Here is a 23,897-nt window from a genome sequence, read left to right on the forward strand (position 1 = left end):
ACGCAATACCGCCGAACCGTGTCGCCACAATCGACCGGGCACTCCCCAACGACACTTTCCACAGGGTTGCCGGGATAATGTCTATGCAGACAGAACGCCGAATACGAGGACGTCATGCCTAAGTCAAAGGTCCGGAAGAAGACCGACTACACGATCAACCCGGCCAGCCGCACGCCCGTACGCGTGAAATCGGCAGGTCCGTCGCCGGTCTGGTACGTCGCCATCATGCTGGGCTTCATGCTGGCCGGGCTGGCCTGGCTGCTCGTCTACTACCTGGCGAACGAGCACATCGGCTGGATGAGCGACCTGGGCGCGTGGAACTTCCTGATCGGGTTCGGCCTGATGGTCGTCGGCCTGATCATGACCATGCGCTGGCGCTGAGTCCGGCACATGTGTGGCTTACACCATTGTTATTCATACACACCTGTGGATGAGCCTGTGGACAACTCGAGGAGGGAGTGGGGACCGTGACAGCCCCCGATCCCTCCTCCCCTCTCGCCTGGTCCACACCCCCGGCCGCGCTCGCGGCCTGCGGCGTCGGCGGCCTCGCGCTGGTCGTGGCCGCCTTCGTGACGAACGATGCGCCCGGCCGCCTGCTCATCGGTGTCGCCGCGCTGGGACTGCTCTTCCTCACCGGCATGGGGTTGCGGCAGCGGCCGCGCCTGGCGATCGAGCCCGGTGACCCTGTGCATATCGTGGTGCGTGGCCTGACCGGGCTGCAGCGCTACACGCCCCAGCAGATCCTGCGCGTCCGCGTGGTGTACTACCGGCGACTCGGCCGGCGGATGCCCATGCTCGAGATGGATGTGGATCACCACGGCGAAGAGAAGCTGCTGATCCTGGGCCGCTGGGATCTGGGCGCGCACCCCGAGGATGTCCTCGAGGTGCTGCGTATTCACCTGGCGCGCTAGAGGCTCGGCGCGGCCAGCACCGTCGCCAGCACCGCGAGCAGCGCCACCACCGCCACCGCCGCCCAGCCGATGTTCAGCGCCGTGCGAGTCTCCCGAATCCCCAGCCAACGCGGCACGTAGAGGATGCCGGTGGTCGCAATCGTGCCCGCCAGCAGTCCGCCCAGGTGCGCCCAGATCGAGATGCCGGGCACCGAGAAGGTGATGATCAGGTTGATCACCAGCAGCACCGCGATCTGGGTGAGGTTCTGCCGGGTCCGCAGCATGATCACGGCCACCGCGCCGAAGATGCCGAAGATCGCGCCCGACGCGCCCGCCGAGGCGGTGAGCGGATCCGACAGCGCGGTCACCGCCGCCGAACCGCCGAGCAGCGAGGCCAGGTAGACGGCCACGAATCGCCCACGGCCCAGCGCCACTTCGCAGTACGGGCCGAGCACGTAGAGCGCGAACATATTGGCCAGCAGGTGAATCGGCCCGTAGTGCAGGAAGCCCGACCCCAGCACCCGTACCCAGCCGCCGTCGCCGACGAAGGCGGGCACCAGCACCCAGTCGTAGAACAGCCGCGACCGCTGGTTGTCCATCAGGCTGTGGGCCTGGAGCACGGTGACCGCGTAGACGATCACATTGATCGCGATCAGCGAGTAGGTGACGTACGGGTTGGGTATCCGCGACACCGCGGTCCCGGCGGCGTTGCGGACCGGCCGGACATCGTTGCGGCCCTGCTGGACACAGTCCACGCAGTGCTGTCCGACCGCGGCCGGGGTGAGGCATTCGGGACAGGCCGAGCGCCCGCACCGGGTGCAGGCCAGACCGGTGGGCCGGTCGGGGTGGCGGTAGCAGGTCGGCGCGGGCGGCTGGGGTTGCATGTGAATTCTCTTCGGCTCTGGCCTGATTCGGCCGGGTCAGGAGATGGTGATGCTGTTGATCACGACGTCGCCGTCCCTGGGACGGTCGTCGTCATCGGTCGGCAGGCCGGCGATGGCGTCGACCACCTTGCGGGATTCGGGGTCGAGGACCTCACCGAAGATGGTGTGCTTGCGGTTCAGGCCCGGCTGCGGGCCCAGGGTGATGAAGAACTGGGAGCCGTTGGTGCCCGGCCCGGCATTGGCCATGGCCAGCAGATAGCCGCGGGTGAACCGCAGTTCCGGGTGGAATTCGTCCTTGAACTCGTAGCCGGGACCGCCGCGGCCGGTGCCGGTGGGGTCGCCGCCCTGAATCACGAATCCGTCGATCACGCGGTGGAAGATCGCGCCGTCGTAGAACGGTCCGGAGTCGGTGCCGGAGGCGTTCTTCGTGGTGTATCGCGCGGAACCGTCGGCCAGGCCGAGGAAGTTGCGGACCGTGGCGGGGGCGTGGTTACCGAAGAGCGAGATCTTGATGTCACCGTGGCTGGTGTGCAGCGTCGCCACGGCGGTCTGATTCGGTGAGGTCACGCCCGCCAGCCTAGGCGCAGGGCCGGAGCACGCCCGGAATCGGCACAATTTCTGCTCGGAGAATGACCCGGACATGTGATCCCCTGCCCGAATCCGGGCACAAAAGTGGCGGAAACAGCCGCGGCATGGCAAGTTCTGTCGGGTGAATGACGGGGTTCCGGTCGACCTGGTGCGCCATGTAGCGGCCTCCACCGGCCTGCCGCCCGCCGTCGCGGCCCGCGTGGTCGCCGACGTCGTCGGATACTTCGACGAGACCGCCGAGCAGTTCGTGCGCCGCAGACATGCCGAACTGCAGGGCCGTCAGGTCCGCAATGCCGAGATCTGGCAGCGCCTGGCGGCGGAGCTCGCGCAGCGCCCGGTGGCCGCCCCCGACTTCACCGAACGACAACTGCGTCGCATCGTCTACGGGTGAGGAGTCCGTCGCGCAATGTGTGGAATCGTCGGTTACATCGGGCACCGTGAGGCCGTCCCGGTCCTGCTGGAGGGCCTGCACCGGCTCGAGTACCGGGGCTACGACTCCGCGGGACTGGCCGTGCCGCACCGCGGCCGGCTGCGGGTCACCAAGACCCAGGGCCGGGTCCAGGACCTGCGTGATCGGGCCGACGCCGAAGGCGCCCGGCTGCGCGGCAATGTGGGCATCGCGCACACCCGCTGGGCCACCCACGGCGAGCCCTCCGACGCGAACGCGCACCCGCACACCGACGGCTCCGGCCGGATCGCGGTCGTGCACAACGGCATTGTGGAGAACGCCGAGGAACTGCGCGCCGCGCTGACCGCCGACGGGGTGGAATTCGTCTCCGACACCGATACCGAGGCCATCGCGCACCTGGTGGCCGCCGCCCTGGACGGGGCCGAAACGCTCGAGGACGCGGTCCGCACCGCGCTGCACCGGGTCGAGGGCACCTACGGCCTGCTGGTCCTCGACGCCCGCCGGCCCGACGAGCTGGTGGTGGCCCGCAACGGCTCCCCCATCGTGCTCGGCGTCGGCGACGGCGAGATGTTCGTAGCCTCCGATGTGGCCGCCCTGGTGCACCACACCCAGCGCGTGGTGTTCCTCGACGACGGCGAGCTGGCCACCGTGCGTGCGGGCGAATTCCGCACCAGCACACTCGGTCTCGAGGCGCGCCGCACCGACAAGATCCCCACCACCATCGACATGGCGGCCGAGGACTACGCGCTGGGCGGGTACCCGGACTTCATGCGCAAGGAAATGGCCGAACAGCCCGACGCCGTGCGCCGGGCGCTCCGCGGCCGCCTGGACGAACGATTCGCCACCGCCCACCTGGGTGGCCTCAATATGGACGCGCGCGAGCTGCGCGGCATCAGCAAGGTGGTGTTCCTGGGCTGCGGCTCGGCCTACTACGCGGGCCAGCTGGGCGCGCAACTGGTCGAGGAGCTGGCCCGGATTCCGGCCACCGCCGAGCCCGCCTCGGAGTTCCGCTACCGCAATCCGGTGGTGGACCCGGACGCCCTGTACGTGGCCATCAGCCAGTCCGGCGAGACCCTGGATACCCTTGCGGCCGTTCAGGAATTGCAGCGCAAGGGCGGCCGGGTGATCGGCGCGGTGAACGTGGTGGGCAGCGCCATCGCCCGGGAGTGCGGTGCGGGCGTGTTCCTGCACGCGGGCCCGGAGGTGTCGGTGGCCTCCACCAAGGCGCTCACCAATATGACGGTGTCGTTCGCCATGCTGGCGCTGCTGCTGGGCCGGGTGCGGGATCTGTCCGCGGCCGGCGGTGAGCGCATCGTCAGCGGACTGCGCGCGCTGCCCGACGCGATCGACGCGGTGCTGGCCGCCGACGAGGAGATCGCCGATATCGCGTCCCGATTCGCCAAGGCGCGCAGCATGTTCTTCATCGGCCGGGTGCGCGCCTGGCCGGTGGCGCGCGAGGGCGCGCAGAAGCTCAAGGAGATCTCCTACATTCACGCCGAGGCGTACCAGGGCTCCGAGCTCAAGCACGGCCCGCTGGCGCTGATCGACCCGGAGATGCCGAGCATCGTGCTGGTCCCCGGCGACGAGCTACTGGCCAAGAACATCACCACCATCGAGCAGATCAAGGCGCGCGGCGGGCCGGTCATCGCGGTCACCAATACCGATCTGCCGGATGGCCTGGCGGACGCGGTGATCCGGGTCCCGGCGGTGTGCCCGGAGCTGGACGCGATCATCCTGACCATCCCGCTGCAGCTGCTGGCCTATCACACGGCCATGGCGCTGGGCCGGGACGTGGACAAGCCCCGCAATCTGGCCAAGAGCGTTACCGTCGAGTAACCGCGTTCGCTCCCCCGTTCGTGCACGAATTCCATTGCTGTGCCAGCATGGTCGGATGGAGCTGGGGAGCGTTCGTAACAAGGTCATTGTGGCCGCCCTCGTCGCGATTGCGGGCGGCGTCATCGCGTTCTTCGTGAGCAAGCGCCCGCAGCCGCAGGCGCCGGCCGCGGAGCCGCCGCGCCTGGGCTACTCGCGCAACGGCTCGGCGCCGACTCCGGACCTGACGCCGACCCACTGACGGGCCGGCGGCATCGGCCGACGGGTCAGCGGCTCACCGACCGTTTGTACTGATTCAGCGCCAGCGGCACGAAGATCGCGAGAATCACCACGATCCACATCAGGGTGGTCGCGACCGGGTGCCGCATGGGCCAGACATCCGCGCTCAGCCCCATCGGGCTGGCGTTGCCGAACAGGTCGCGGGTCGCCTGCGTCACCGCCGACACCGGATTCCACTCCGCCACCACACGAAGCACCGTGGGCAGGTTGGCGGTGGGCACGAAGGTGTTGGCGATGAAGGTGAGCGGGAAGATCACCATGAAGTTGGCATTGTTGTACACCTCCGGCGCCCGCACGATCAGGCCGATCGTGGCCAGGATCCACGACATCGCGTAGGCGAACAACAGCAGCAGGACATACGCGAGCACGGCGTCGAGGAGGGAACCGCGGATCCGCCATCCCACCACCAGGCCGGTCAGCGACATGACGATCAGGCTGACCACATTCATCACCATGTCCGCCGCGGTGCGGCCGATCAGCACCGCGGACGGCGCCATGGGCAGCGAGCGGAAGCGGTCGATGATGCCCTTCTGCATGTCCTCGGCGAGGCTCAGACCGGTATAGGTGGCCCCGAACACCACGGTCTGGGCGAAGATGCCGGCGATCAGGAATTCCCGGTAGGACGTGCCCTGCACGGTGATCGCCGAGCCGAAGACGTAGGCGAACAACAGCACGAACATGATCGGCGCCAAGGTCGAGAAGACCAGCACGTCCGGCACGCGCCGAATCTTGATGACATTGCGCTTGGTGATGGTCAGGCTGTCGCTGACGACCATGGCGAGTCGCTGTGCGAGCGAGGGCTTCTCGGCGACGGCGAGGACGGCGCTCATCGGGCACCACCCCCCAGGTTCTCGTCGGCGGAACGATGTCCGTTGACCAGCTCCTCGGCCTCGTGCCCGGTCAGCGACAGGAACACGTCATCCAGCGAGGGTCGGCGCAGACCCACATCATGAATGCGCACTTCATGTTTCGTGAGTTGCCCGATGGCGTCCACCAGGGCCTGCGAGCCGTCCTCGACCGGCACGATGATGCGTCGCAAGCCCGGTTCGAGGCGAATCTCGCCGTGCGCCAAGCCTTCCAGCGCCTGCTGTGCGACGGCCAGATTGTCGGCATGGTCGACGACGAGCTCGATGCGGTCGCCGCCCACCATGGCCTTGAGTTCGTCGGAGGTGCCCTTGGCGATGACCCGGCCGTGGTCGATGACGGCGATGGAATCGGCCAGCCGGTCGGCCTCCTCCAGGTGCTGGGTGGTCAGCAACAGCGTGGTGCCGCCCGCCACCAGCTCCTCGATGACATCCCAGAGATCCAGGCGCGCACGGGGATCCAGGCCCGTGGTGGGTTCGTCCAGGAACAGCACCGGCGGATTCGCCACCAGCGCGCCGGCCAGGTCGAGCCGGCGCCGCATGCCGCCGGAGTAGCCCTTCACCGGCCGGTCGGCCGCGTCGGCGAGCCGGAAGCGGTCCAGCAGCTCGCGGGCGCGCTCCTTACTGCGCTGCACGCCCATGTGGTACAGCCGCCCGACCATCTCCAGATTCTCGAAGCCGGTGAGGTATTCGTCGACGGCCGCGTACTGCCCGGAGGTGCCGATACGGGAGCGCAGCAGCTGCGGATCCTTCAGCACGTCCACCCCGGCGACGGTGGCGTGGCCCGCGTCCGGGATCAGCAGGGTGGTGAGCACGCGCACGGTGGTGGTCTTGCCGGCGCCATTGGGGCCGAGCAAGGCGGTCACGGTGCCTTCGGGAACGGACAGGTCCAGGCCGTCGAGGGCGACCAGATGGCCGTACCTCTTGACCAGACCCTCGGCGACTATCGCGTCGGGCATGATTCTCCTGGTGTCTCGTGGTGGGACTGCCGCAGCGACTCTCAACTGCCATTACACCAAAGAGGCCGCATCCCGTTGGGGGTCCGGCGGTGCTCGGGGTTGCCGGTACAGGATGCGGCCGATTCGATGATCCGCCCACACACCGGCCACGAACGCGAGTAGTGCACTACTCGAATCGATTTCGGCGAAGGGCGCAATTCGGTCACGCCGCCATCGTCGCACCCGGGTACGACACTTTTTCCGCGAAAAAAACTTGGAACGCGGGCCCCCGATAGCCACACAATCCGAATTCGTCGCGTAGGATCGTTCCCGTCGGCCCCTCCCCCCCGGGCCGACCTTACGCGGGCCTCGGCTAACTCCCCCCCTTCGCCGAGGCCCGCCCCCATTCCCGGAGTAGGTTCGCCCGGCGGCGGAATCAGCGTCCGGCAGCGGAATCGCTCAGACCAACGGCCGAATCTCATTGCGGCGCAGCACATGCCCGTACAACCGGTTGATGCCCTTCACCCGCACCGTGGCCAGATGCCGCAGCATGAATTCCGGGTCGGTCTCGATCGCCGCCGCCGCGCCGTCGTCCACCAGCACCGTGCCCGGCCGGGCCACACCGGTGAGTCGCGCCGCGGTATTCACCACCGAGCCGTAGAGGTCGCCGAAGCGTTGCAGGACCTCGCCGTAGGCCAGCCCCACCCGCAGTTCCTGGGTGACGCCGTGCGAGGCGATGGCGGCCTCCTGCACGGCCAGCGCGATGCGCGCGCCCCCGGCGGCGGTGTTCGCCGCGAACATGACTTCGTCACCGACGTTCTTGATCACCCAGCCGCCATTGGCCACGATCGCATTGCTGGTGGCCGTCTCGAAGGCCTCCAGCAGCGCCGACAGCTCATCGGCCTCCAGGTGCCGGGTCAGGCGGGTGTAACCGACCATGTCGGCGAATCCGACGGCCAGTTCACGCAGCGCGTCCCCGGCCACCGCTCCCCCGTTCAGCGACCGCGCCAGCGCAGCGTCCAGGTGCCGGCGGAAGGCATAGCGCTGCAATGTCTCGAACTCGGTGACCACCTCGTCGGTGGCGATGCGCGCGGCCTCCGTCGGATCGATGTCCGGCCGCTCGCGGGTGATGGTGGCCAGGCGATCCAGGATCTCCTCGGTCACCAGATCGACCTGCCACTCGGCCAGCCGGGCCATGGACCGGCCCAGGGTGCGCGCCGCGGTGGTCTGCCGGTGCACGTCCGCGGAGGCCAGCACGTGCAGTTTGGCGAAGGTCCGGGCGGCCTCGATATCGGAGTCGCCGTACTCCACGGCCTCGTCGTCCGGGTCGGCCGGGAAACCGAGCGCCACCCACAGCCGCCGGGTGACGCTGCTGGGCAGCCCGGTCAGGTCCGACACCTGGTGCCGGTTGTACTTGCGCGGCCCGCTGAGCAGATAGGGCTCCACCACGGACTGCACCAGTTCGGACATCTCAGTGGGCGCCATACTTCGACCTTACGGCGTGAATCGACCGGAAAACCCTGGCTTGTTTCGTGTCACAGCCCCGAACTTCCCGATCGGTTCCACCGCCCCGCCACCGTGTGACACCGCGGCTGCTCGGACCGAACGGCGCGGGCAGGATCACCACTGTGCGGATCCTGTCCGACGGTGGCCGGCGTGCGATGCGCGAGCAGCCGCCGCCAGATCGCCTGCGCCGGCGAGTCTTTCGGTAGCCGGCGTGGGAATCCAGCGAACAGTGTGCTGATTTCGTCATCAGGTTGACGAAATCGGCACACCGTCAGCGGTTTTCAGCGGGTGGTGACCTCGTGCCAGAGGTCGGCGTCATTGCGCTGACGCAGCTTGCTGATTCCGAAGACGACCGCGGCGATCACAACGAGGGTGAGGACGAATTTCATGTCTCCCACCCTACGTGGCGGAGTCTTGACGAACAAACATAGGACTCCTATGGTTCTCGGCATGACGATCCCAGCTCCCGCCGGATACACCTACGACAGCCCGAATCTCACGTCCTCCCCGATCTCGCCGGACGAGCTCGCCGAACTCCAGCGGTCGCTGCTGTGGAGCGCCGAGGATGCCGCGGCCCTGCGGCGCGCCGGGGAAATCCTGCTGCCGCAGACCGACCGAATCCTCGACGTCTGGTACGGATTCGTCGGCGCGAACAGCCATCTGGTCGCCGCCTTCGCCGGCGCCGACGGGCAACCCGATCCGGCCTACCTGGCCGCCGTGCGGGCCCGGTTCGGGCAGTGGATCGCCGATGTGTGCACCCGCGAGTACGACGCGAACTGGCTGGCCTACCAGGAGGAGATCGCGCGCCGGCACCACACCTCCGGCAAGAACCGCACCGATGGGGTGAACTCGCCCGCCACCCACATCCCGCTGCGGCATCTGCTCGCGCTCATCGTGCCGATCACCGTGACGATCCGCGACTTCCTGGGCGCGACCGGCGCAGCCGCTGCCGAGGTCGATGTCATGTATCACGCCTGGTTCAAGGCGATCACCCTGTCGGCGGTGCTGTGGGCCAGGCCGTACAGTCCTGACCTGTGGTGAATGCGGGAGACGACAACGAGGTCGCGGACAAGGTGGTCGCGGCATTGGACCGGATCGCCCGCGGCGTCCGCGCCCACCGTCAGGCCATCGCCTCCCGCACCGGCCTGACGCCCCTGCAACTCGAACTACTGCGCACCCTCGCCGACGGCCCGCCGCCGGAACCCCTCACCGGGCTGCTGGCCGCCGAACTCGGGGTCAGCCAGCCCACGGTGTCGGATTCGCTGCTGGCGCTGGAACGCAAGGGTCACGTGGCCCGGCAGCCCGCCCCGGGCGACCGCCGGCGCAGCGCCATCGTCCTCACCCCCGACGGCGCCGAACTGGCCGCCGAGATCCGCGCCGCGGACGACGTGCTGCGCGCCTGCGTCGCGGATCTGCCCGGCGCACAACAGGATCAGGCCCTGCGCACCCTGCTCGACCTGATTGCCGGGCTGCTCCGGGCCGGGGTGGTGCAGGTGGCCCGCACCTGCACCACCTGCCGCTTCTACCGCCCGGGCGATGCGGGCACACCCCGCTGCGACCTGCTCCAGCAGCCGCTCCCCCCGCGTGACCTCCGCGTCAACTGCCCCGAGCACCAACCGGCAGGCGACTGAGCACGGGGTTTGACCTGGGCCAACTCCGACATGTACCTTCGTGCAGGTCTGGGGCCTTAGCTCAATTGGCAGAGCACTGCCTTTGCAAGGCAGGGGTTAGGGGTTCGATTCCCCTAGGCTCCACAAACGAAAGCCGCAGGTTGCCTCGCAGCCTGCGGCTTTTTCGTATTCCGTGCGCGTTCGTATTCGGTGCACGCCGTATCCCGATGCCGCAGTGACCGAATCGTGAAATGAAAAAAGCCTCCCGGAATTACCGGAAGGCGTTTTCGATCTTTCGAGTGGGCCTAGGAGGACTTGAACCTCCGACCTCTTCGTTATCAGCGAAGCGCTCTAACCGCCTGAGCTATAGGCCCTCAATGGGTGTTCGAAGTGTGTGACTCGAACGAGGCAGAAGATTACCGTACCGGAGCGCCGATAACCAAAACGGCCGGTCAGCGCCCTGCACAGGGCAGGACGGACCGGCCGTAGCGGCGGATCGAAACAGCGGTTTCTAGTCGGGATCGGCCAGGGTGACCTGGATGCCGCCGACCAGATCGGTGCACTGGTTGTAGACGAAGACGCCGACCGTGGACAGCGCCGTCAGCAGCACCACATTGATGAGACCGATCACACCGGCGTAGCCGAAGACCGTGCCCGCGTCGATGAGCGCCGAGCTGGAGTTGTCCGAGACCATGTCGGTGAAGGTGGAGTTCAGGCGCTCCCACACACCCATGCCCTCGAGCACCAGGTACAGCAGGCCGACCGCCAGCATCCACACGAAGAACATGGCCACGCTGATCACCAGCGAGACCTTGAGCGTGGACCACGGGTCGATGTGGCGCAGCTGCACGGTGGCACGCAGCGGCTCACCGGTGGCCGCGGCCTGCGCCACCGCCGCGGGGGCGGACGGCGAGACCGGACCGGCCGGCGCGATCGGCTCCGGCGGCGGCAGCGGGTGTCGCAGCTCGGACAGATCGGGCAGATCCTTGACCAGTTCCGGGCGGGCGATGCTGCGGGTCGGTCCGTCGATGCCGACGGACTTCACCATGGCCGCCTCCTTGCGCGCCGCCTTGGCCGCCAGGTCGGCGGTGGTGCGGGCATTGGAGACGCCGGCGTTGAGGCCGCCGCCTTGCAGACCGCCGCCCTTGAGGCTGGCGGTGCTGCCCGGCGTCGGGGCCTGGCCCGGGCGGTACAGGTTGGACTGCGGCTCCCGCTGCGGCAGCTGGGACCAGCCTTCCTGGAAGGGCGAACCGCCGTGGGTGTCCGCGGCCTCCGGTGCCGCGGCCTCTGCCGAATTGTTACCTTCCGGCCCGAAATCGCCGGACTGGTCCGACAATTCGGGTGATTGCGGCGCACCGCCGTCGTTCCCGCCGGTCCGCGGAACAGGCCGCGGCGGAATCGGGGACGGGGCGATTCTCTCGGTCACGCCATTGGCATGACCGCGCTGGTCATTCGGCTGATTCGTGGTCAATGGTGAATCCTTCGATCCGTTCGTGCCGCCGCTGCTGTGGTGAAACTACTGCTTCGCCGAACCGCTGGTGTCATCTTCGGCAACCTGGTCGGGCTCATCCGCGTTCCGGGCGATCGCGAGCAAAATATCGCCCTCGCCCAGGTTCATCAACCGCACACCCTTGGTTTGGCGACCGGCCTTGCGAACCTGGTTCGCCGCGGTGCGAATGACACCGCCACCGGAGGTGATCGCATACAGCTCATCATCGTCATTGACGATGAGCGCACCGACCAGATTGCCACGCTTCTCGTCGTACTGGATCGTCAGCACACCCTTGCCGCCGCGACCCTGCGCCGTGTACTCGTCGATGGCCGTGCGCTTGGAGTACCCACCCGCCGTCGCGACAAGCAGATAGATGCCCTCCGCGTCGCGAACGACGTTGAGCGACAACAGTTCATCGTCGGCATTGAAGCGCATGCCCTGCACGCCGGAGGTGGCCCGTCCCATCGGGCGCAGCACCTCGTCGTTGGCATTGAAGCGGATGGACTGGCCGTGCGCCGACACCAGCAGCAGATCGTCGTCCGCCGAACACAGTGCCGCACCGACCAATTCGTCCTCATCGCGCAGATTCACCGCCACGATGCCGCCGGTCCGGTTGGAATCGAAGTCGGTCAGCTTGGACTTCTTGACCAGACCCTTGCGGGTGGCCAGCACCAGATAGGGCGCGTCCTCGTAGGACTTGAGCTGGATGACCTGGGCGATCTTCTCGTCCGGCTGGAAGGCGAGCAGGTTCGCCACGTGCTGGCCGCGCGCGGTGCGGTTGGCCTCGGGCAGCTCGTACGCCTTGGCCCGGTACACCCGGCCCTTGTTGGTGAAGAACAGCAGCCAGTCGTGGGTGGAGGTGACGAAGAAGTGCTTGACGATGTCGTCCTGCTTGAGACCCGCGCCCTGCACGCCCTTGCCGCCGCGCTTCTGCGAACGGTAGAGGTCGGTCTTGGTGCGTTTGGCGTAGCCGGTCTCGGTGATCGTCACGACCACGTCCTCGCGGGCGATCAGATCCTCGTCCTGCACATCGCCGTCGGCCGCGATGATCTTGGTGCGGCGGTCGTCGCCGTACTTGTCGACGATCTCGGCCAATTCGTCACGGACGATGGCGCGCTGGCGCTCCGGCTTGGCCAGGATGTCGTTGAGGTCCGCGATCTCGGCCTCGATCTTGGCCAACTCGTCGAGGATCTTCTGACGCTCCAGGGCCGACAGGCGGCGCAGCTGCATGTCGAGGATGGCGGTCGCCTGGATCTCGTCGATCTCCAGCAACTGCATCAGGCCGGTGCGCGCGGTCTCGGTGTCGGCCGAGCGGCGGATCAACGCGATCACGGCGTCCAGCTGGTCGAGCGCCTTCACCAGACCGCGCAGGATGTGAGCCCGCTCCTCCGCCTTGCGCAGCAGGTAGCGGGTGCGCCGGATGATCACTTCCAACTGGTGATTCACATACAGCCGGATCATCTGATCCAGGCGCAGCGTGCGCGGCACCTTGTCGACGATCGAGAGCATGTTGCAGCCGAAGGAGGTCTGCAGCTGGGTGTGCTTGTAGAGGTTGTTCAGCACCACCTTGGCGATGGCGTCGCGCTTCACCGTGACGACGATGCGCAGACCGACACGGTCGGACGACTCGTCGTGGATGTCGGAGACACCCGCGATCTTGCCGTCCTTCACCTGCTCGGCGATGGCGTTGATGAAGTTGTCGGTATTGACCTGGTACGGCAGCTCGGTGATGACGATCGTGGTGCGACCCCGGTTGTCCTCCTCGATCTCCACCACACCGCGCATGCGGACCGAACCGCGCCCGGTGGTGTAGGCGTCGATGATGCCCTGGGTGCCCACGATCAGGCCGGCGGTCGGGAAGTCCGGGCCCTTCACGCGCTCGATGCACGCCGCGAGGGTGGTCTCCTCGTCGGCGTCGTGGTTGTCCAGCGCCCAGTAGATGGCCTCGGCCAGCTCGTTCAGGTTGTGCGGCGGGATGTTCGTCGCCATGCCGACGGCGATGCCGTTGGAGCCGTTCATGAGCAGGGCGGGCACCCGGCTCGGCAGCACGGTCGGCTCCTGCGTCTTACCGTCGTAGTTCGGGATGAAATCGACCGTCTCGTGGTCGATCTCGCGCAGCATCTCCATGGCCAGCGGCGTCAGGCGGCACTCCGTGTAACGCATGGCGGCCGCGCCGTCGTTGCCGCGGGAACCGAAGTTGCCCTGGCCGTCGACCAGCGGGTAGCGCAGCGCCCACGGCTGCGCCATGCGCACCAGGGTGTCGTAGATCGCGGTGTCACCGTGCGGGTGGTAATTACCCATGGTGTCGGCGACCGGGCGCGCGGACTTCACGTAGCCGCGGTCGGGCCGATACCCGTTGTCGTACATCGCGTACAGGATCCGGCGGTGCACCGGCTTCAGGCCGTCGCGCACCTCCGGCAGCGCGCGGCCCACGATCACGCTCATGGCGTAGTCGATGTAGGAGTTCTGCATCTCCTGCTGAATGTCGACCGGCTCGATGCGGTCGCCACCCGAGGGCGGAAGCGAAGTCTCAGTCATGAATTGGTCTCCGTAGGAAGTCTTTTGGTGTGTGCGGGCAGCACGCGGCGGGGGTTCGGGGGGCCGGCCCCCGAATGGGGGTCCGGCGGCTCAGCCCCCTTCTCCGAGTTCCGGGGTGGCCCGATCACACATCGAGGAAGCGAACGTCCTTGGCGTTGCGGGTGATGAAGCTGCGCCGAGCTTCGACGTCCTCACCCATGAGGATGGAGAACAGCTCGTCGGCGGCCGCGGCGTCGTCCAGGGTGACGAGACGCAGGACGCGGACGCTCGGGTCCATCGTCGTCTCCCACAGCTCCTTCGGGTTCATCTCACCGAGACCCTTGTAGCGCTGGATGCCGTCGTCCTTGTTGATCTTCTTGCCGGCCGCCAGGCCGCGCTCCAGCAGACCGTCGCGCTCCTTGTCGGAGTAGGCGAACTCCGGCTCGGACCGCTGCCACTTCAGCTTGTACAGCGGCGGCATGGCCAGGTACACGTGACCGTGCTCGACCAGCGGGCGCATGAAGCGGAACAGCAGGGTGAGCAGCAGCGTCGAGATGTGCTGGCCGTCCACATCGGCGTCGGCCATCAGCACGATCTTGTGATAGCGCAGCTTGTTGATGTCGAACTCGTCGTGGATACCGGTGCCGAACGCCGTGATGATCGACTGCACCTCGGTGTTCTTCAGCACGCGGTCGATGCGCGCCTTCTCCACATTGATGATCTTGCCGCGCAGCGGCAGGATCGCCTGGTACATCGAATCGCGGCCGGACTTGGCCGAACCACCGGCGGAGTCGCCCTCCACGATGTAGATCTCGGACTTGCTCGGATCCTTCGAGCGGCAGTCGGCCAGCTTGCCCGGCAGACCGCCGATGTCGGTGGCCGACTTGCGGCGCACCAGCTCACGCGCCTTACGGGCCGCGACCCGCGCCTGCGCCGACGAAACCGCCTTCTGCACAATCGTCTTCGCATCGGCCGGGTTCGCCTCGAACCAGTGCGAGATGTGCTCGTTGCAGGTGCGCTGGACGAAGGACTTCACCTCGGTATTGCCGAGCTTGGTCTTGGTCTGGCCCTCGAACTGCGGGTCGGCGATCTTCACGCTCACGATGGCGGCGAGACCCTCACGGATGTCGTCACCGGTGAGGTTGCCTTCCTTCTCCTTGAGGAGCTTCTTGTCCTTCGCGTACTTGTTCACCACCGTGGTGAGCGCCGCGCGGAAGCCCTCCTCGTGGGTGCCGCCCTCGTGGGTGTTGATGGTGTTGGCGAAGGTGTGGACAGACTCCGAGTAGCCCGAGTTCCACTGCATCGCCACCTCGACCTCGTGGCCGGTGCCCTTGCCGGTGAAGCCGACGATCGAATTGTGGATCGGCGTCTTGGTCCGGTTGATGTGGCGGACGTAGTCCTCGAGACCGCCCGGGTAGTGATAGGTGCGGGTCTTCGTCTTCGGCTCGGCGGCGGGCGCGTTCTCGTCGAGATGCTTGGGCGCCTCGGCGGTTTCGCTCACCACCTCGTCGGTGATGTCGCCCTCGTGGATCCGCTGATCGGTCAGCGTGATGGTGAGGCCCTTGTTCAGGAACGCCATCTCCTGCAGACGGCGGGCGACGGTCTCGAAGCTGAAGGTGGTGGTCTCGAAGATGTCCGGGTCCGGGAAGAACCGGATGGTGGTGCCGGTCTTCTTGGTCGACTCGCCCTGGATCAGCTTGCCGGGCTTGGCGTCCTTGTACTCCTGCGTCCAGTGGTACCCGCCGTAGTTCACCTCGGCCTCGAGGCGGGTGGACAGCGCGTTCACCACGGAGATGCCGACACCGTGCAGACCACCCGACACCGCATAGGACTCGCCGTCGAACTTGCCGCCGGCGTGCAGCTGGGTCATGACCACCTCGATGGTCGGCACACCCTGCGCATGCATATCGGTGGGGATACCACGACCGTCGTCGACGACCTCGACACCGCCGTCGGCCAGCAGGGTGACATCGACACGCGTGGCATACCCGGCCATCGCCTCATCGACCGAGTTGTCGACGACCTCCCAGATCAGATGGTGCAGGCCGCGCTCACCGGTGGAGCCGATGTACATACCGGGGCGCTTGCGTACCGCCTCCAGCCCCTCGAGCACCGTGATCGAGGTCGCGCTGTACGACTGATTGCCCTGCTTGGTCGAGCCTTCTGCGTTGGAGTCCATGGCAGCCACTGGTGGGTAGCTCTCCTTACTTGCTGATCCTCCCGGCACAGTGCATGGCACGCGTGGAGCCCTCAGACGCTGTCTGCTCGAGTACCCAGACGCTGTCTGCTCGAGAATTACGGGGGCTCACGCGCGGGCGCTGCGGAACGCGCCGGGAGGTATCGCCGCTAGTTACTCCCCCATCCTACTGGTACGACCGACAGAGAACCCACCTATGACACCCCTGAGTGGGCCGTAGGGTCATGAAATCGACCAGCGACATGACCCGTTATGGGTGTGGGGGGTTCCGGAAGCTTCAGCGGGCGATGTGAGCGTGGGCCCGGAGCGGTTTGCGCGAGGGTTCTCGGTGATCTCCGGACGCTGTGCGTGACGATCTCTGCTCGTTCCACGTGAAACAAACGCCCCGGAGCGGAAATTCGCGGCCTACCCGTAGGTGTCGCGCGGGCCCCGGCCCTTGATGTGCCGCTCACCCTTGCGCCAACTCGGTGCGGTCGGGCCGTTGATCCGAAGCTGTTTGACGACGTCGTTGCCGACCGCGGCCGCGATCTTGGCGAGGATCTGGGATTGGAACATGCGCAACTGGGTCGCCCAGGCCGTGGACTCGGCCTGGATGCTCAGCACGCCGTTCTCCAGCGAGATGGGCTGGGCGTGGGACGCGATGTCCTCTCCCACCACGCTGGCCCAGCGGCCGAAAACCGTGCCCTCGGCGACCTTGGCCGACCAGCCGCGGCCCTTGGCCAGCTGCATGGCCAGCGCGGAGAGGGTCTGCGGATCACGCTCGTCCGGATGCGCACCCGACCAGCCGCTGCGCCGCCGCAGCGCGCGAACGCCCCCCTTGCGCGGCGAGGCTCGGCCCTGACCCACCGACTTACCGGCCGCGCGCGCCGCCGCCCGTGCTTCTTCGAGGGCGCGCCGAGCCAGGTCGACGCCGCGCAACTCCGGTTCCGGGCCGGTCCCGTCGCTGGATCGACCGGGAGCACCAGGATTCGCCTCGGGCGGGGTGTGGTCGTTGCCTTCGGTCGGCTCGGCCATCCACAACTCCTTCCACACCTGGGAATCCCGATGATCATCGGCGGTTCGTCACGTGATTCTGCCGTATCGCACCGACGGACTCACCGGCACGACGCACGATTCCACCGCAGGATCACATGGGCGTCCACCGCAAGGTCACATGGACGCCGACTCGGCTATCCGGGACGCCCGGTGATCGGCCTCGCCCGTCGTCTCCACCCGCACCGGCGCGGCATCCAGCTCCGGCGGCACGTCCTCGGGCACCGCGGCGGTGATCAGCACCTGCTCGGCGCCGGCGGCGACCGCGGCCAGGGCGGTACGGCGCCGGCGATCCAGTTCGGCGAACACGTCGTCGAGGATCAGCACCGGATCGGTTCCGGCGGAACGCAGCAGCTGGAAGGCGCCGAGCCGCAAGGCCAGGGCGAAGGACCAGGACTCACCGTGACTCGCGAAACCCTTCGCGGGCGCGGAACCCAGCATCAGATCCAGATCGTCACGGTGCGGGCCGACCAGGCACACCCCGCGCTCCAGCTCCTTGGGACGCGCCGCGGCCAGCTCCCGCAGCAGGATCGCCTCCAGCGCCTCCTCGTCCCCGGCCTGTGGCGCACGCGCGGGATCCAGGAATTCCGGCGGCAGGCTCGCACTGCGGTAACCGATTGCGGCGGGCCGGGATTCGGGCGCGATATCTGAATAAGCCTGTGCAAGATGTGGATAAAGGTCGTGTACCAGCCGCAGCCGCTGCGCCAGCAGCACCGCCCCGTGCGCCGCCAGATGGCCGTCCCACACGTCGAGGGTGCTCATCTCCGCGCCACGCGCACCCGAACGGGCATTGCGCCCAGCCGTTTTCAACAGCGCCGACCGCTGCCGCAGCACCTTGTCGTAATCCGCGCGCACCCCGGCCAGCCGCGGCAGTCGCGCGGTGGCCAGTTCGTCCAGGAAGCGCCGCCGCTCCCCCGGATCCCCGCGCACCAGCGACAGATCCTCCGGCGCGAACAGCACGGTCTGCAGAATCCCCAGGATCTCCCGCGGCCGCCGCACCGGTGAGCGATTGATCTGGGCGCGATTGGCCGTGCCCTGATTCAGCTCGATATCCACCCGCAGCTCGCGGCCGGTATTGACCACCGTCGCACCGATCCGGGCCTTCTGCGCGCCGATCCGGATGAGCGGAGCGTCGGCCGCCACCCGGTGTGAGCCGAGTGTGGACAGATAGCCGATGGCCTCGATCAGGTTGGTCTTGCCGTTCCCATTGGCGCCCAGGAAAACCGTGCCACCGGCCGAAAGTTCGAGTTCGGCGGCCTCCCAGGACCGGAAATCGCGCAGTGACAGCGCACGCACGTGCATCCGGCTAGTCCACCACGCCCGCGATCGGGTCCAGTACCGGCCCCGGCTGGGGATACTCGAACGTGCGCGGCGAATCCGCCACGCACGCCGAGTTTTTCACAGGTTTGTCAACACTGTGCACAGGTATGTCGTCCGCGCCGGGTCGATGGGTTACCGAACGGGCTCAGCCCGGCAACCGCACCGGCATCAGCAGGTAGATGTAGTTGCCGCTGAGGGCCGAGAACGCGCCCGACTCCAGCTGGGCGGGCTCCTCCTCCGGCGCCGGCAGGAACACCGCCGGGCGGCTGGGAGTGGTGAAACCGAAGGTCACCCGGTCCGAATGCGCGGCGGAGAGGCCGTCGAGCAGGTAGCCGGGGTTGAAGGCGATGGTCAGCGGCTCACCGCGGAACTCGGCCTCCAGCCACTCCTCGGCGCGGCCGGCATCGTCCCCACCGGCGGAGAGCAGCAGGCCCTCCTCGGAGAACTCCAGCCGCACCTGGGCGCCGCGCTCGGCCACCAGGGCCACACGCTTGATGGCCTCGGTCAGCGCGTTCACCGCGAGGGTGGCGATGGAGGTGTGCTCCTTGGGGAGCAACTGCCGGAACTTGGGGAATTCCGCGTCGAGCAGGCGCGTGGTGGTGCGGCGGCCGCCGTTCACGATGCCCAGCAGGCCGTCGGTGCCGGTACCGAACGCCAGCTGCACCGGCTGATCGGACGCACCGAGGGTCTTCGCGGACTCGGACAGAGTGCGGGCCGGGACCAGCACCGCGGTCTCCACATCGGCGCGGCCCGGCTGCCATTCCAGCTCACGAACGGCGAGACGGAAGCGGTCGGTCGCGGCCAGGACCACCTTGGGGCCCTCGATCTCGACGCGGATACCGGTGAGCATGGGGAGGGTGTCGTCGCGGCCGGCGGCCACGGCCACCTGGGAGACCGCCTCGGAGAACAGGTCCACCGCGAGCTCACCGGTCTGCGGCGGCAGCTCGGGAAGCTGGGGATAGTCCTCGACCGGCATGGTCGGCAGGGAGAACTTGGCACTGCCACAGGCGATCAGCACGCGGGTGCCGTCCACCGACACGTCCACCGGCTTGTTGGAGAGCGCCTTGGTGATATCGGCCAGCAGGCGGCCCGACACCAGCACCTGACCCGGACCGGCGACCTCCGCGGCCACCCGCATCTGCGCGGAGACCTCGTAATCGAAACCGGAGACCGTCAGGCCGTCCTCGTCAGCCACGAGAAGCACGCCACCGAGCACAGGCACCGGAGGCCGCGACGGCAGGCTGCGGGCCACCCAGGCTACGGATTCGGCGAAGTCCTCGCGGGCGACCCGAAACTTCATGCTTGCAAGCTCCATCGCCCGGTCTGTCCTCTCCACTGTCGGTCGTTCGGATCTTCGGATCAGTAATCGGCAGTCTCGCACACGGGGCCGACACCAAACCGTACCTGCGCGAGACCGACGTGCCTACGCCGACCCTCCGGCTCACCACCGGAACTCTGGTGGGCTCTCACGGGCGTTGCCCCTGAACCCCTTCGGCACCGATCTCTTGCCCGTCCTTCTCCTTGCTGCCCGATGGGGTGGGGAGGGGTTGCCCATCGAACCGTGTCGTCCCAACCCGAGATTCCACACACCCTGTTTTAGAAGAACCTTTTCTAGAAGAAGAACTGAAGTAGTAGTAGGTCCTGTTAGTTCTGTGGACTTCGGCCATTCACCCAGGTCGGAGCGTCCAGCGGCGTGTGGATGTCGTCGGGGTGGCTCGAGGATGAACAACGCGTGGCTGTGGAGTTGACCTGCTATTCCACATCTCTCCTCGAGCCATCCTCGAGTTGGTCCCACGTTTCGGGCCATGCTGCGCACATCTGAGCGAAACCGGGGACAACTCGAGGATTCCTCGAGGACCTGACATGGACTCCTCGAGGAATCCACAAGCCGCTGAGCGCATCCGGGCAGGTCAGCCCTCGAGGATGAATCCTCCTGTGGGAACTGTGCACGAAAAGTTGTGCACCCCTGTGCATGACGGCTTGGGGGCAACCCGGTGGACAACAGTGGGATTCCTCGAGGAATCCACACACCTTCCTCGAGGACTCCTCGAGGAATCCACAACCCTGAAAAACAAAGAACCCCACGTCAGACGACGTGGGGTCCTGTGGACTGTGGATCAGCGCGAACGCTGTTTGATTCGGGCTGTGAGTTCTTGAACCTGGTCGTACACGCGCCGCCGCTCGGTCATCTCCTTGCGGACCTTCTTCTCCGCGTACATGACCGTGGTGTGGTCGCGGCCGAAGGCCTGGCCGATCTTGGGCAGGGACAGATCGGTGAGCTCACGGCACAGATACATGGCGATCTGCCGGGCCTGCGCCAGCGGCCGCGCCTTGCCGGGACCGGTCAGCTCCTCCAGCGTGGTGTTGAAGTACTCCGCGGTCACGGCCATGATCGTGGCCGCCGTGATCTCCAGCGTCGCGGTGTCGGGCATCAGATCCCGCAGCACCACCTCGGCCAGCGACAGGTCCAGCGGCTGCCCGTTCAGCGACGCGAACGCGGTGACGCGGATCAGCGCGCCCTCCAGCTCGCGAATATTGCGCTCCACCCGGCTGGCGATCAGTTCGAGCACATCGTGCGGCACGTCCAGGCGGTCCATGCGGGCCTTCTTGCGCAGGATAGCGATGCGGGTCTCCAGCTCCGGCGGCTGCACATCGGTGATGAGCCCCCACTCGAACCGGGTGCGCAGCCGCTCCTCCAGCGTCGCCAGCTGCTTGGGCGGCCGGTCGGAGGACACCACGATCTGCTTGTTGGCGTTGTGCAGGGTGTTGAAGGTGTGGAAGAACTCCTCCTGGATACCTTCCTTGCCCTCGATGAACTGGATGTCGTCGACCAGCAGGATGTCGGTCTCCCGGTAGCGGCGCTTGAACGCCACCTTCCGGTCGTCACGCAGCGAGTTGATGAAGTCGTTGGTGAATTCCTCGGTGGACACGTACTTCACCCGCATGCCCGGGAACAGCCGCTGGGCGTAGTGGCCGGCCGCGTGCAGGAGGTGCGTCTTGCCCAAACCCGAAGCGCCCCAGACGAACAGCGGATTGTAGGCGCGCGCCGGCGCCTCCGCGATGGCCACCGCCGCGGCATGCGCGAAGCGGTTAGAGGCGCCGATGACGAAGGTGTCGAAGGTGTACTTCGCGTTCAGGCTGGCCGAGGACGGCGCGGGCGCAGGCTCGCGTTCGGGCGTCCGGTTGAAATAGGTCGGCCACGAATTGCGGACATTGACCACCGGCTCGTCGTCGTGCGCCTCGTCCACCGGCCGGCGCGCGGCCGGTTCCTCCGAATAACGCGGCGCGGGTTCGTCCGGATAACGCTGGGGTGCGGGCTCGTCCGAGTACCGCTGCGGGGCGGGTTCATCGGCATAGCGCTGCGGTTCGTCGGAATACCGCTGCGCGGCGGTACGGACGGGTTCGTCCTCGGGATCCGGCGAGAACAGCGACTCCTGCCCGGGCGGCATGGGCGCGCTGCGATGGTTGTCGCGGCGCCGGGGCGGCGCGGGCGGCTCCCCGACCGGCATCGGACGGTCCGGCGCCGACATCGGCAACTCTTCGGCCATCGGCGGCTGCCCGAATTCCACAGGTGGATAAGCATCGCGCTCGTCGTACTCGGCCGGGTAGTCCTGGGGAGGGAGGTAGCGCGGAGCCGCGTACTCCTGCGGACTCGGATACATGGGCTGTGGACGCTCGCCCAGCGGCGGCTCGGCCGGATACGCGGGAGGCGCGGGTTCGGGTTCGCGCGGGCGCTCGGGCCGGGAGGTCATGCGCGCGTGGCGCGGGGCATTCCCCGAGCGACCGGCGGGCGGATGCTGCTGCGCGCGAATGCGCACGCCCAGGCCCTCGACCTGGAGACCGCGGCGGGCCAGGGATCGCAGAATGAGCTCCCGCAGGTCCCGCTCGACCGTCACCTGCGCCATCGTGCCCGGCACCGAGAGCAGGGCGAAGCCCTGCGCGAAGGTGATCGGTTCGATAGTGTTGAGCCACGCCTTGTGGGCCTTGCTGACCGGCTGGATCTCCCCGTCCGCGGAACCACTCGCCAGCTCGGCGATCACTTCGGGCCAGACAGCCGTCAGCACATTCTGCTCGTCGTCCACGAACGTAGTCCTCCCCGGGTGTAGGTCGATAGGAGCAGACGGTCTGCGCTGCTCGGCTCCCCCAGTCACCGGGCGTCGGCGAGTCACCGTCGGCCCTACGAATATGCCACTCCAGGGGTCTTTCCACACAATTATCCACAGATGTGGACAACCTGGGGATACACGCGACCGCGTGTCTGATTCCCCGAATCTGGCGCGTACCTGCGGGTTCACAGCAATCAGCTGGCAAAGTCAACCGCAGTCGCAGCGAAGGACTGGAAAGGACCGTACACGACGCCGGCGCCGCGACACGAACCCGCAGCAAACGCCACGCGGAACGATCGATCCAGTCCGGAAATCGGGCCTCTACCCCCGAGTTTGACCCTCGTCCAGGGGGTAAGTACCCTTCTACAGTCACCCTGTGGTGCGGTGGCGGCTGTCTGCTGCCCGTGCCGACAAGGGTATTGCGCCGAGAGACCCAGGTCCCTCGAGAGCACTGTTTCACCGACAAGCTTCGGGCGTCACCGGATGCCCACCACCTAGAGGAGTGTTGACCGTGGCCAAGGGCAAGCGGACGTTCCAGCCGAACAACCGTCGTCGGGCGCGCGTCCACGGCTTCCGTCTTCGGATGCGGACCCGTGCGGGTCGTGCCATCGTCTCGGCGCGCCGTGGCAAAGGCCGCGCCAAGCTCACGGCCTGATTCGGTAACCCCCGGATGCGGCGTCGTATGTACGACTCGCCGTCCGGTCTCCGGTCCCCCATCCGCCCGCACTCCGCTGGATGCTCAGGTGCTGCCTGAGCCCTACCGGCTGCACCGGCGCATCGACTTTTCCCGGACGGTGCGCCAGGGCCGGCGGATCGGGAGACGGGACCTCGTTGTGCACGTACTGCTACACGATGATCAGTCGAGCGGATCGACCCCGGCCATCCGGGTGGGCGGTCCGCGTTTCGGCTTGATCGTCAGCAAGGCGGTGGGTCCGGCGGTGGTACGCCACCGGGTGGCCCGCCGCCTGCGTCATATCTGCGCAAGCGTGGCGGCCGAATTGCCCGGCGGCGCAGACATCGTCATTCGCGCCCTGCCGGGTGCGGCCGGCGCGCCCTCCGACGAACTGCTGCGTCAATTGCACAGCGGTTTGCGCAAGCTCGGCGCTCTGTCATGAACGCCCTGCGCGCCGCTGCCCGGATACCGGCCAAAGCTCTGATATTCCTCATCGAGCTGTATCGGACCTATATCTCCCCCACCCGCATGCCGGTGTGCCGATTCACTCCCTCGTGCAGTGAGTACGCGGTAACGGCGCTGCGCACCCGCGGACTGTTCGTCGGGCTCGGACTGACGGCCGTCCGATTGGCGAAATGTGCGCCCTGGCACCCTGGTGGGTGGGACCCCGTACCGGAGCGCAAGCATCGGCACGCGGCATCAGCTTACGAAGGATCATCGCCCGCGGTGACCGGCGATACGAACGACGGGAGTGCATAGC

At 67.4% G+C, this 23,897-nt stretch carries 23 protein-coding genes and 2 tRNA genes; 11 read left to right on the forward strand and 14 right to left on the reverse strand.

Going from position 1 to position 23,897, the window contains the following annotated elements; translation table 11 throughout:
* Positions 1–114 precede the first annotated feature (114 nt).
* Positions 115–381 (forward strand): cell division protein CrgA, encoded by a 267-nt coding sequence (gene crgA, locus ACWEQQ_RS02115; protein WP_040862582.1) that lies wholly within the window; start codon positions 115–117, stop codon positions 379–381.
* Between the two features lie 86 nt (positions 382–467).
* On the forward strand, positions 468–911 hold the full coding sequence (locus ACWEQQ_RS02120) for a PH domain-containing protein (protein WP_452346837.1): 444 nt from the start codon (positions 468–470) through the stop codon (positions 909–911).
* Here the strand turns inward: ACWEQQ_RS02120 and ACWEQQ_RS02125 are convergent.
* Both ACWEQQ_RS02125 and ACWEQQ_RS02130 read right to left on the reverse strand, forming a co-directional pair.
* Positions 908–1,774, reverse strand: coding sequence for a rhomboid family intramembrane serine protease (locus tag ACWEQQ_RS02125; RefSeq protein WP_452339346.1), 867 nt, complete (start codon positions 1,772–1,774; stop codon positions 908–910). The two genes, ACWEQQ_RS02120 and ACWEQQ_RS02125, sit on opposite strands and share 4 nt — an antisense overlap.
* 36 nt (positions 1,775–1,810) lie before the next feature.
* Positions 1,811–2,350, reverse strand: coding sequence for a peptidylprolyl isomerase (locus ACWEQQ_RS02130; protein ID WP_364609714.1), 540 nt, complete (start codon positions 2,348–2,350; stop codon positions 1,811–1,813).
* A 133-nt stretch (positions 2,351–2,483) separates the two neighbouring features.
* Between ACWEQQ_RS02130 and ACWEQQ_RS02135 the strand changes: the two genes are divergently transcribed.
* From ACWEQQ_RS02135 to ACWEQQ_RS02145, 3 genes are read left to right on the forward strand one after another with little or no spacing between them, the layout of a single operon-like run.
* Positions 2,484–2,753: a hypothetical protein gene (locus ACWEQQ_RS02135; protein ID WP_354847388.1), complete on the forward strand. Its 270-nt coding sequence runs from the start codon at positions 2,484–2,486 to the stop codon at positions 2,751–2,753.
* Positions 2,754–2,768: 15 nt separating this feature from the next.
* Complete coding sequence (glmS, locus tag ACWEQQ_RS02140) at positions 2,769–4,607, forward strand: glutamine--fructose-6-phosphate transaminase (isomerizing) (protein ID WP_354847385.1); 1,839 nt, start codon at positions 2,769–2,771, stop codon at positions 4,605–4,607.
* A gap of 55 nt (positions 4,608–4,662) precedes the next feature.
* A complete protein-coding gene (locus tag ACWEQQ_RS02145; RefSeq protein WP_354847382.1) occupies positions 4,663–4,845 on the forward strand; it encodes a hypothetical protein in 183 nt (60 codons plus the stop codon).
* 25 nt (positions 4,846–4,870) lie between these two features.
* Here ACWEQQ_RS02145 and ACWEQQ_RS02150 read toward each other — a convergent pair whose 3' ends face one another.
* The 4 genes from ACWEQQ_RS02150 to ACWEQQ_RS02165 all read right to left on the reverse strand — a co-directional run bounded on the left by ACWEQQ_RS02150 (position 4,871) and on the right by ACWEQQ_RS02165 (position 8,579).
* On the reverse strand, positions 4,871–5,713 hold the full coding sequence (locus ACWEQQ_RS02150) for an ABC transporter permease (RefSeq protein ID WP_452346838.1): 843 nt from the start codon (positions 5,711–5,713) through the stop codon (positions 4,871–4,873).
* The gene (locus tag ACWEQQ_RS02155; protein ID WP_452346839.1) at positions 5,710–6,705 is read right to left on the reverse strand and encodes an ATP-binding cassette domain-containing protein; all 996 of its coding nucleotides are present in this window, start codon (positions 6,703–6,705) and stop codon (positions 5,710–5,712) included. The genes ACWEQQ_RS02150 and ACWEQQ_RS02155 overlap by 4 nt, the downstream gene beginning before the upstream one ends.
* Before the next feature lie 438 nt (positions 6,706–7,143).
* A complete protein-coding gene (locus tag ACWEQQ_RS02160; protein ID WP_452346840.1) occupies positions 7,144–8,169 on the reverse strand; it encodes an adenylate/guanylate cyclase domain-containing protein in 1,026 nt (341 codons plus the stop codon).
* Between the two features lie 302 nt (positions 8,170–8,471).
* On the reverse strand, positions 8,472–8,579 hold the full coding sequence (locus tag ACWEQQ_RS02165; protein ID WP_354848972.1) for a DLW-39 family protein: 108 nt from the start codon (positions 8,577–8,579) through the stop codon (positions 8,472–8,474).
* A gap of 61 nt (positions 8,580–8,640) precedes the next feature.
* Here ACWEQQ_RS02165 and ACWEQQ_RS02170 point away from each other — a divergent pair, with 61 nt between their 5' ends.
* From ACWEQQ_RS02170 to ACWEQQ_RS02180, 3 genes are all read left to right on the forward strand, one after another.
* Positions 8,641–9,231, forward strand: a complete 591-nt coding sequence (locus ACWEQQ_RS02170; protein ID WP_452346841.1) for a protoglobin domain-containing protein — start codon at positions 8,641–8,643, stop codon at positions 9,229–9,231.
* Positions 9,225–9,821 (forward strand): MarR family winged helix-turn-helix transcriptional regulator, encoded by a 597-nt coding sequence (locus ACWEQQ_RS02175; RefSeq protein ID WP_452346842.1) that lies wholly within the window; start codon positions 9,225–9,227, stop codon positions 9,819–9,821. Before ACWEQQ_RS02170 ends, ACWEQQ_RS02175 begins: the two co-directional genes overlap by 7 nt.
* Before the next feature lie 50 nt (positions 9,822–9,871).
* Positions 9,872–9,944: transfer RNA gene (locus tag ACWEQQ_RS02180), tRNA-Ala, on the forward strand.
* 156 nt (positions 9,945–10,100) lie between these two features.
* Here ACWEQQ_RS02180 and ACWEQQ_RS02185 read toward each other — a convergent pair.
* The 8 genes from ACWEQQ_RS02185 to dnaA all read right to left on the reverse strand — a co-directional run bounded on the left by ACWEQQ_RS02185 (position 10,101) and on the right by dnaA (position 22,440).
* A tRNA-Ile gene (locus ACWEQQ_RS02185) sits at positions 10,101–10,174 on the reverse strand.
* Positions 10,175–10,311: 137 nt separating this feature from the next.
* Positions 10,312–11,271 (reverse strand): DUF3566 domain-containing protein, encoded by a 960-nt coding sequence (locus ACWEQQ_RS02190; protein WP_452339355.1) that lies wholly within the window; start codon positions 11,269–11,271, stop codon positions 10,312–10,314.
* A 45-nt stretch (positions 11,272–11,316) separates the two neighbouring features.
* Positions 11,317–13,830, reverse strand: a complete 2,514-nt coding sequence (gene gyrA / locus ACWEQQ_RS02195; RefSeq protein WP_452339356.1) for a DNA gyrase subunit A — start codon at positions 13,828–13,830, stop codon at positions 11,317–11,319.
* A 124-nt stretch (positions 13,831–13,954) separates the two neighbouring features.
* Entirely contained in the window at positions 13,955–15,988 is a 2,034-nt protein-coding gene (gene gyrB, locus ACWEQQ_RS02200; protein WP_452339357.1) for a DNA topoisomerase (ATP-hydrolyzing) subunit B, read from the reverse strand.
* Between the two features lie 423 nt (positions 15,989–16,411).
* Positions 16,412–17,020 (reverse strand): DUF721 family protein, encoded by a 609-nt coding sequence (locus ACWEQQ_RS02205; protein WP_452346843.1) that lies wholly within the window; start codon positions 17,018–17,020, stop codon positions 16,412–16,414.
* 135 nt (positions 17,021–17,155) lie between these two features.
* Positions 17,156–18,340: a DNA replication/repair protein RecF gene (gene recF, locus ACWEQQ_RS02210; protein ID WP_452346844.1), complete on the reverse strand. Its 1,185-nt coding sequence runs from the start codon at positions 18,338–18,340 to the stop codon at positions 17,156–17,158.
* Positions 18,341–18,503: 163 nt separating this feature from the next.
* On the reverse strand, positions 18,504–19,673 hold the full coding sequence (gene dnaN, locus ACWEQQ_RS02215) for a DNA polymerase III subunit beta (protein WP_354848996.1): 1,170 nt from the start codon (positions 19,671–19,673) through the stop codon (positions 18,504–18,506).
* Positions 19,674–20,475: 802 nt separating this feature from the next.
* Positions 20,476–22,440, reverse strand: coding sequence for a chromosomal replication initiator protein DnaA (gene dnaA / locus ACWEQQ_RS02220; RefSeq protein ID WP_452346845.1), 1,965 nt, complete (start codon positions 22,438–22,440; stop codon positions 20,476–20,478).
* Between the two features lie 535 nt (positions 22,441–22,975).
* Here dnaA and rpmH point away from each other — a divergent pair.
* The 3 genes from rpmH (at position 22,976) to yidD (ending at position 23,896) form a co-directional block, all read left to right on the forward strand.
* Entirely contained in the window at positions 22,976–23,119 is a 144-nt protein-coding gene (gene rpmH, locus ACWEQQ_RS02225) for a 50S ribosomal protein L34 (protein WP_033085250.1), read from the forward strand.
* An 88-nt stretch (positions 23,120–23,207) separates the two neighbouring features.
* Positions 23,208–23,579, forward strand: a complete 372-nt coding sequence (gene rnpA / locus ACWEQQ_RS02230) for a ribonuclease P protein component (RefSeq protein ID WP_452346846.1) — start codon at positions 23,208–23,210, stop codon at positions 23,577–23,579.
* On the forward strand, positions 23,576–23,896 hold the full coding sequence (gene yidD, locus ACWEQQ_RS02235) for a membrane protein insertion efficiency factor YidD (protein WP_354849007.1): 321 nt from the start codon (positions 23,576–23,578) through the stop codon (positions 23,894–23,896). Before rnpA ends, yidD begins: the two co-directional genes overlap by 4 nt.
* Position 23,897: the final 1 nt, after the last annotated feature.

This window comes from Nocardia sp. NPDC004123, from assembly GCF_053603795.1.